The 7,985-nt window shown below is 48.0% G+C and carries 5 protein-coding genes; 3 read left to right on the top strand and 2 right to left on the bottom strand.

Annotated features, from left to right (window positions below):
• Positions 1–114 precede the first annotated feature (114 nt).
• A complete protein-coding gene (locus tag NC796_RS14985) occupies positions 115–582 on the top strand; it encodes an alpha/beta hydrolase (protein WP_310685512.1) in 468 nt (155 codons plus the stop codon).
• Between the two features lie 194 nt (positions 583–776).
• On the opposite strand, the gene NC796_RS14980 is transcribed toward NC796_RS14985, so the two are convergent.
• The gene (locus NC796_RS14980) at positions 777–923 is read right to left on the bottom strand and encodes a hypothetical protein (RefSeq protein WP_310685510.1); all 147 of its coding nucleotides are present in this window, start codon (positions 921–923) and stop codon (positions 777–779) included.
• A gap of 71 nt (positions 924–994) precedes the next feature.
• The gene (locus tag NC796_RS14975; RefSeq protein ID WP_310685509.1) at positions 995–1,948 is read right to left on the bottom strand and encodes a glycoside hydrolase family 43 protein; all 954 of its coding nucleotides are present in this window, start codon (positions 1,946–1,948) and stop codon (positions 995–997) included.
• Positions 1,949–2,468: 520 nt separating this feature from the next.
• Between NC796_RS14975 and NC796_RS14970 the strand changes: the two genes are divergently transcribed.
• The gene (locus NC796_RS14970; protein WP_310685508.1) at positions 2,469–5,855 is read left to right on the top strand and encodes an FG-GAP-like repeat-containing protein; all 3,387 of its coding nucleotides are present in this window, start codon (positions 2,469–2,471) and stop codon (positions 5,853–5,855) included.
• Positions 5,852–7,873, top strand: coding sequence for a glycoside hydrolase family 97 protein (locus tag NC796_RS14965; RefSeq protein ID WP_310685505.1), 2,022 nt, complete (start codon positions 5,852–5,854; stop codon positions 7,871–7,873). The genes NC796_RS14970 and NC796_RS14965 overlap by 4 nt, the downstream gene beginning before the upstream one ends.
• Positions 7,874–7,985: the final 112 nt, after the last annotated feature.

Here is a 7,985-nt window from a genome sequence, read left to right as displayed (position 1 = left end):
TCCCGGCAGCAGCTGGTCGATCAACTCATGAGCTACATCAAAGACTATAACCAGAAGAACGCAAAACCATTCAACTGGACCTATGGAAAAGAGTACCTCACGAATTAAGTGGTAATGACACTAGTATCCTCAACCGAGGGGAAAACGGTATTTCAAAACTTCATTCAAAATTCAATCAGACCATCTCACAAAGCATTTGAAAAGGGAGGAATTGAAGAAGGAGTTCGACTTTTTGTAAATGGTGTTTTGGGAGACGGGTCATATGAGCAAATGCCGATTATCGCTCATATCTCTATGCTGGAAAATGCTCACGAATTAATGGGCGAAATGAATAGCATGAACGCTAAAGGTGTGGACTTCTTTCCCGCCTTTTCCTGCAAAGAGGCACAGAAAATTAATATACCGACTTTATTAGTAGACGGAGAAATAAGTCCAACATTCCTTAGGTTAATTAACGATGCCCTTGAGCGGTGTTTACCGGATAATGAACGAGTGGTGATACCGGCAGCATCACATGATCTAAAGATCCAGGAACCACCTGTTTTTAGCGAGACAGTTCTTCCATTTCTTGATGGGCATTAAGGTTATTACTTAACGTCAGTTCGAGATAAAGCCTGTCATTGCGAAGGATTAAGTGACCATCCCCCGGTGGGTAAACAAAAAACGGACGGGGAGATCGCCACTTTGACCTCATCGTTGAGCCAACAAGTATGTATAATGCCTCCTCGCGATGGCAGTTGCTATTTTGAGTGATTCTTATGCCAAACTCTGGCTACTTACATCTCAGGGTATTCCGAGGTACCAGATAGTATTCGGTCAGTTCCTCTTACCTGGTACCGTCGCTCTCGGCGGGACCCCAGACTGACGCTCTGCATCCCATTTCCTGCAATTTTTGACACCGAGTGCCCGACTTCTTCAGCCACAAAGCCTCATTCGTTTAAACCTGCAATGGCAGGCGTATGAAAGGAGATGAATTTATTCATTTGAAGATTAGCTATTCCCCGCCCGTAAACTCTCTGACAACCCTCAGGGTCTCCCCGGTGTCCTCCATTTCAAAAAGGTGCATCCGTTCGGTATCCGAATTGGGGGAGTGGAGGGCCATCATCAGTGTGCCATCAAAGGTTGTAAAAAGGCTGGGGTGCCCGCCGTCATCGCTGTACACAGGCTCGGCCTGCTGCTTCCAGGGACCGGCCAGCTTGCCTGAATCAGAAATGGCTATTCCTGAAGTGTAGACGCCATCATTGTATCCCGACCAGAGCATAAACAGCTTGCCCGATTTACTGCGGTACAGCCACGGGGCATCGGTTACCCAGCTGCCAATTCCATGATCAGTCGACATCGGGGCCCACGGGGCGGCGCTACCACGGAAAAGAACCTTGGTGTCACCAACAGTCTCCGACAGGTCCTCTGTTAATTGGACCATGGAGATAGAACCGTCTACCACCTGCACCCATTCCTGGCAAAAGACCATGTAAGGCCTACCGTCTTCCTCCCACAGGGTGCCGTCGAGCGTCATCATATCCTTTGGCAGCGTAGGCTCATTGGAAAATGGCTCAAAAGGACCGAGAGGAGAGTCGCTGACCAACACCTGGGAGGCCCGCCTGACACGGGGCAGCCATTGAAACCATTCGTCCCACTGCTCGGGCAACTCCTTGCTGGAGCTGAAGGTGAGGAACAGGTAGTATTTACCCTTGTATTTGTGCATCTCCGGGGCCCAGATACTATTGATTTCCACATCTTTGCCCCACATTTCATCCGGCGTCCGGTATACAATATGTGGCCCCTCCCAGTTGACCAGGTCTTTGCTGGTGTAAACACGAACACCCGCATTTCGAGCTGAAGATGTGATATAGTAGGTGCCCGTTTCCTTATCAGGCAGGACGTTGGCATCGCGCATTCGCACTTCCGAAAGCTTTACAGTAGAGATGTTGTCCTGACCGTAAGCCACAGATTGTGGGTTGAAAAATAGCGTTGTGGCTAACATACCTGCGCATAAAAGAATAAATAAATTAGACTTGAAATACCCCTGTGTAGTAAATCCCATCATGACATTTGTATTTGGTTACTGTGACTACGAAAGTGATCTTTGTACTCCCAACTGGATAATATCTGTAAAAAAGATCACTTCGATTCAGTTTTTGTGTATTAATTTTATACATTCGATTTGCAGTATGTTACCGATCACATTATACTGAAAAAAAGGGTTATCCTAATAAATTAAATAGGTGAAAATATCGATCCTATTGTGTGGGTAAAGATTTAGAGTTGGAAAAAGGGACTTAATGGGTTTGCCCACGGTGGGTTTTTATTCGATTCAAAAAGAAAAAACAATAGTGAAATAAATGGATGGCAGAGTTCCCATGGCTCTCCAATGCTGATGGTTTAAAACATTACCAAGGTCTGTAAACTATCCATTAGTCTTTCAAATTCGTGGGAAATAGTCATTTCAATTTTTTTGCAAGCTTTGTATGTACAAAAAGATACGTAATCTAAGTTTTCTGTTGATCTGTGTTCTCATTTTTGGGGGATGCACCGGGGACAACGAAACTCCTCTTTTTAAAAGGTTATCGTCTGACCAAACGGGGGTCTCATTCAATAACGTAATCCAAACTAATGACACCCTGAACATTCACCACTATCCTTTTCTATATAATGGTGCAGGTGTTGGGGTGGGAGATATTAACAATGACGGTCTCCCGGATATCTATTTTGCCGGCAACCTGGTGACCAGTCGCCTGTACCTAAACCACGGGGATATGCAATTCGAAGACATTACCGAATCTGCAGGGGTAGAAACATCTACCAGGGCCAGCGGGGTTTCCATGGTGGATATTAATACTGATGGATTGCTGGATATCTATGTCTCAGTTGCGCCACTGGGCAATACCACGGTAGAAGAACAGGGGAACTTGTTGTTTATCAATAATGGGGACAACACGTTTACGGAATCGGCTGCGAAATATAATGTAGCTGGTCGGGGATATACCACACACTCTGCTTTTTTTGATTATGACCGAGACGGCGATCTGGACCTCTACCTGCTGAATAGTTCGCCTGCCGACTTTGTCCGAAATGAAGTGGCCCGGAATGAGTCAATCCTGCTGGGCCAAACGTCGGCCAGTTACGATCAGCTGCTGCGGAATAACGGCGATGAGACATTTACAAATGTAACCCGTGAAGCGGGGATATTGCGAAAGATCGGGTTTGGGCTTGGTGTGGCCATATCGGATATAAACCGGGACGGCTGGCCTGATATCTACATTTCAAATGACATCCTTCCGGATGATGTCCTTTATATCAATAACCAGGATGGGTCCTTCAGCGATAAAACCAAAGCTTACCTCAAGCATACCAGTTTTGCGGGGATGGGAGTCGACATTGCTGATTTTAACAACGATCTCTGGCCGGACATCCTGCAAGCCGACATGATGCCGGAAAGTTATACACAGAAAAAAAGGATTACCGGGGCCGACAATTACGATCACTTTACAGAGATGCGTTCCAGTGGATTCCACTACCAGTACAATTTTAATACGCTGCAGCTGAGCAACGGAATTAAGGAGAATGGTGACCTGGTGTTTAGTGAGATCGCCCGCCTGGCAGGAGTAGCCCGTACCCACTGGAGCTGGAGTGCGCTGTTCGGTGACTATGACAACGATGGGTTTAAGGATATCATGATCACGAATGGGTATCTGAAAGCCACAAATGATTTTGACTACATAGAGATGATGAACAACGCCCGCCAGTTTGGGAGTCCGGATATTGTGGAGGAACGGGAAAAAAAGGCACTGGCTGACCTTTACAGCTACGAACTTCCCAATTACGTGTACCAAAATAACGGGAATCTGACATTTACCGATAAATCGGAGGCATGGGCACTGGATGATATCGGCTATTCCTACGGTGCGTCCCAGGCCGACCTTGATAATGACGGGGACCTGGATATGGTCATCAATAATTTGGAAGGGGAAGCTTTTATCTATCAAAACCAGGCTGATACCTTGAGCCAGAATCACTTCCTTTCCATCAGGTTCAAGGGACCGGGCAGCAACCCGGCAGGCATTGGAGCCCAGGTTGTGCTGACACAAGGTGGCGAAAAACAACACCAATATTTTTCACCGTACCGTGGGTTCGCTTCCACCATGGATCAGAAGCTGATATTTGGGCTTGGGAAAAATGAGATGGTGGATTCACTGGAGGTTGTCTGGCCCGATGGACGGTATCAGTTGTTGACCGGGATTGCTGTTGACCAGGAGCTAATCCTTGATTACGGTAATGCTACAAAGCCCAACAGTTATCCCTTGCGGTTTGAAGCAGGCAATAAACTATTTGCCAACCGGAGCGGGGAGTCCGGTCTTGAGTTCCAGCACCAGGAGAATGAGTATAATGACTACGCCACGCAGCCATTGCTGCCGCATCAGCTTTCTAAGATGGGTCCGGCCCTGGCTACAGGCGATATCAATGGGGATGGGTTAGAGGATATCTACATCGGGGGAGCAACCGGTCAGGCGGGAGCCATATTTTTTCAGCAAAGTGATGGCAGTTTTACAAGAGCAGCGAGCTCAGAACCATGGACCGCAGATGCCCAATATGAGGATGTCGATGCCACATTGTTTGATGCCGATGGTGATGGTGACCTCGATCTTTACGTGGCCAGTGGAGGATACGAGTTTTCGCCCGCTTCCGATCTTTTACAGGATCGACTGTATTATAATGCAGGTGACGGGGAGTTTATACGAAACCATTCCGCTCTGCCGATGATGTTTACCAGCAGTGGTACCGTTTCACCCGGAGACGTTGACGGAGATGGAGACCTGGACCTTTTTGTGGGTGGACGACTGGTGCCGGGGCGGTATCCAGAACCGGCTAAAAGTTATCTTTTACGTAATGACGGAGGGTCATTTTCCGATGTTACCAGCACCGTTGCTCCGGATCTTGTTGAGCCCGGCATGATTACGGACGCCATATGGAGCGATTTTAACGGGGATGGGCAGTTGGACCTTGTGACTACCGGCATTTGGCAACCGGTCCGGTTTTATAAAAATAACAACGGGAAGTTTACAGAGGTTACGGAGTCAAAGGGGATGGCATCGAATAGGGGATGGTGGTACAGTATAGAAGCCGGGGATTTCGACAATGATGGAGATCTAGACTTTATAGCTGGCAACCTGGGCCAGAACTCTGACTATCCTGCCGACGAAGATGAAAAGTTTGAAGTGTTTGCCGATGATTTTGATGGAAACCAAAGTGTTGACCTGTTGTTTGCCGTGGAACAGGAGGGGAATCACATACCTTATCAGGGAAGGGCAAAATTTGAACAGGGTATTTCGGGAATACGATATCTCTTCAAAACCTACCAAGCCTACGCTGAAGCGGAAGTTAAAGGTGTTATCGGTAGCGGGGGAATCAGGGACGCACTGCACTACCAAGTTGATTCTTTTGCCAGTGTCTATATCGAAAATCCTGGTAATGAAGAACCTTTTATAGTATCTGAGCTGCCGGTTGAAGTCCAGTTCTCTTCTATACAGGACATGATTTCCCGGGACATCAACAGTGATGGATACCTCGATCTTATAATAGCAGGGAATCTTTATGAATCGGAACCCGAAACGGAACGAAATGATGCCGGCAACGGCCTGGTATTGTTGGGGGATGGCACCGGAAACTTCCGGCCTGTTTCACCTTTCCAAAGTGGATTTATTGCTCCATTGAATGCCAGGAAAATGGGTATTCTAAATTCAGTTTCAGGTGAAGGCTTTTTAATTGTCGTGGCGAACAATGACGGACCCGTCCAACTTTTTACTAGGCAGGGTCAGCTTAATGACCATAATCTAAACCAACAATCAATTAGATGAGCAAAGTCACAGGGGATAATAGCATTTATATAATTATTGGAATAATCAGCTTAGTAACCTGGCTGCCGGGAACAACTTTTTCACAATCTGACCGATATTCGGTGACCTCTCCAGGGGGAGATATTGAAGCTACCGTCTTTACTTATCACTCACCGGACTCGGTATTTGCACAAGGGGAACTGGTATACTCCGTTTCATACAAGGGCATGCAGGTTATCGAGCCCTCCGCTCTAAACCTGGAACTTGAGGGCAGGGAGGAGCCCCTTGGAACAAATGTAAGAATTACAGATGCCACCCATTCACGCGACAATACCGATTCATACACATTGGTGACAGGCCGAAGCAGCTCGGTAAACGACACCTATAATAGCCTGAAGGTAGAGCTAACAACTAATGATAACCCGGAATTTAACTATGAAATTGATCTGAGGGCATATGATGACGGCGTAGCCCTGCGATATATTCTCCCTGAACAGGGCGGTACTAATGAGGTTACGTTGGCGGATGAGCACACAGAATTCCGATTTGTTGATGATGCCATGGCATACGCCCTGATGCTGCCACATTTTGAATCGATGTATGAGGGAGAATTTCATAAGCTGCCCATCTCGGGACTCGGTAACCAGGGCGGGGTTTCTGCCCCTGAAGATATTTTGATCGGGCTCCCGATCCTGTTGGATCTGCCGGGCATTGCGTGGACCGCCATCATTGATGCCGACCTGGAAAACTATGCCGCTGCCTACCTTCGTCCCACAGGCGGATGGACGGGCTACCGTTTTGAGACCAGCCTGGCCCAGCAGCTGGAGAACCCGGGAGTCGTAATCCGTCAACAGCTACCGATCCAGACATCCTGGAAAGCGATAATGATTGCCGACCATCCCGGCCGCTTCATTGAGAGCAATCTGGTGACAAGCCTAAATCCTCCTTCCAGGATTGATGACACGTCATGGATTGAGGCGGGGAAGGCCTCATGGGACTGGTGGAGTGGCAGCCTGAATGCGGAGGGAGAGTCGGAATACACCACCGAAAATATGAAGCGCTATGTCGACTTTTCAGCAGAATCCGGTTTTCGGTATATGCTGATTGATGCAGGCTGGTCGGGGAATGATTTGACGGAACCTAATGGCCGCGTGGACGTACCTGAAGTGGTGGAATATGCTACATCCAAAGGGGTTAAAATTTGGGTCTGGGCATACTATACTGCCGTACGTGACCAGATGGAGGAGGCGTTTGCCACTTTTGAGGACTGGGGTGTGGCCGGGATTAAAATCGATTTCGTTGAACGAGACGACCAAGAGGGCATTGAATTTTATTATAAAACAGCTGAGGCAGCAGCAAAACACCATCTGATGCTGGATTACCATGGTTCCACCAAACCAACAGGGATACAGCGAACATGGCCCAACGTGTTGGGGTATGAGGCGGTCGTTGGGATGGAACAGTCGAAAGCAGGCCGGCGGGATAACCCCGGAAGTCATGTTATGCTTCCTTTTACCCGCATGCTTACCGGCCTGATGGATTACACGCCCGGCGGTTTTGATAATGTTACCAGGGAGCAGTTCAAACCTCGGATGCAGAATCCCATGGTTATGGGGACGCGGGCACACCACCTTGCGATGTACGTTGTGTATGAATCACCGTTCCAGATGGTTTCAGATCACCCTTCGGCCTACCGGGGAGAACCATCATTTGAATTTATAAAGAATGTACCGGCAACCTGGGATGAAACCAAGGTCCTGGATGGAGAACCCGGGGAGTATATCACCATAGCACGGCGAAATGAAGACCAGTGGTTTGTGGGCGGGATGACCAACGAGGATCCGCGAGCGACGTCAGTGCCCCTTTCTTTCCTGGATGAGGGGAGATATGCAGCTACGATCTACAGGGATGCGGCAGATTCGGGGGAAAATCCCAAACAGGTTTTAATCTCAAATAAAATTGTGGAATCGGATGATATCCTGAATCTGAGCATGGCATCTGCTGGTGGGTTTGCTATTCAATTGACACCGGCAGAGTAAGCTAAATCAAAATGCGATGTTCCGAACAGGACGGGATGGATGCAGGGAGCAAGTATTCCAGCACTCTGTGCGCTCAGGACAGGATATTGCATCATAATATAGCGATCAGCCA

The organism is Aliifodinibius sp. S!AR15-10 (assembly GCF_031569985.1).
GTDB lineage: Bacteria > Bacteroidota > Rhodothermia > Balneolales > Balneolaceae > JAMQKA01.
Note: the sequence above shows the minus strand (reverse complement) of the source record. Positions and strands in the feature narration are given on the sequence as shown.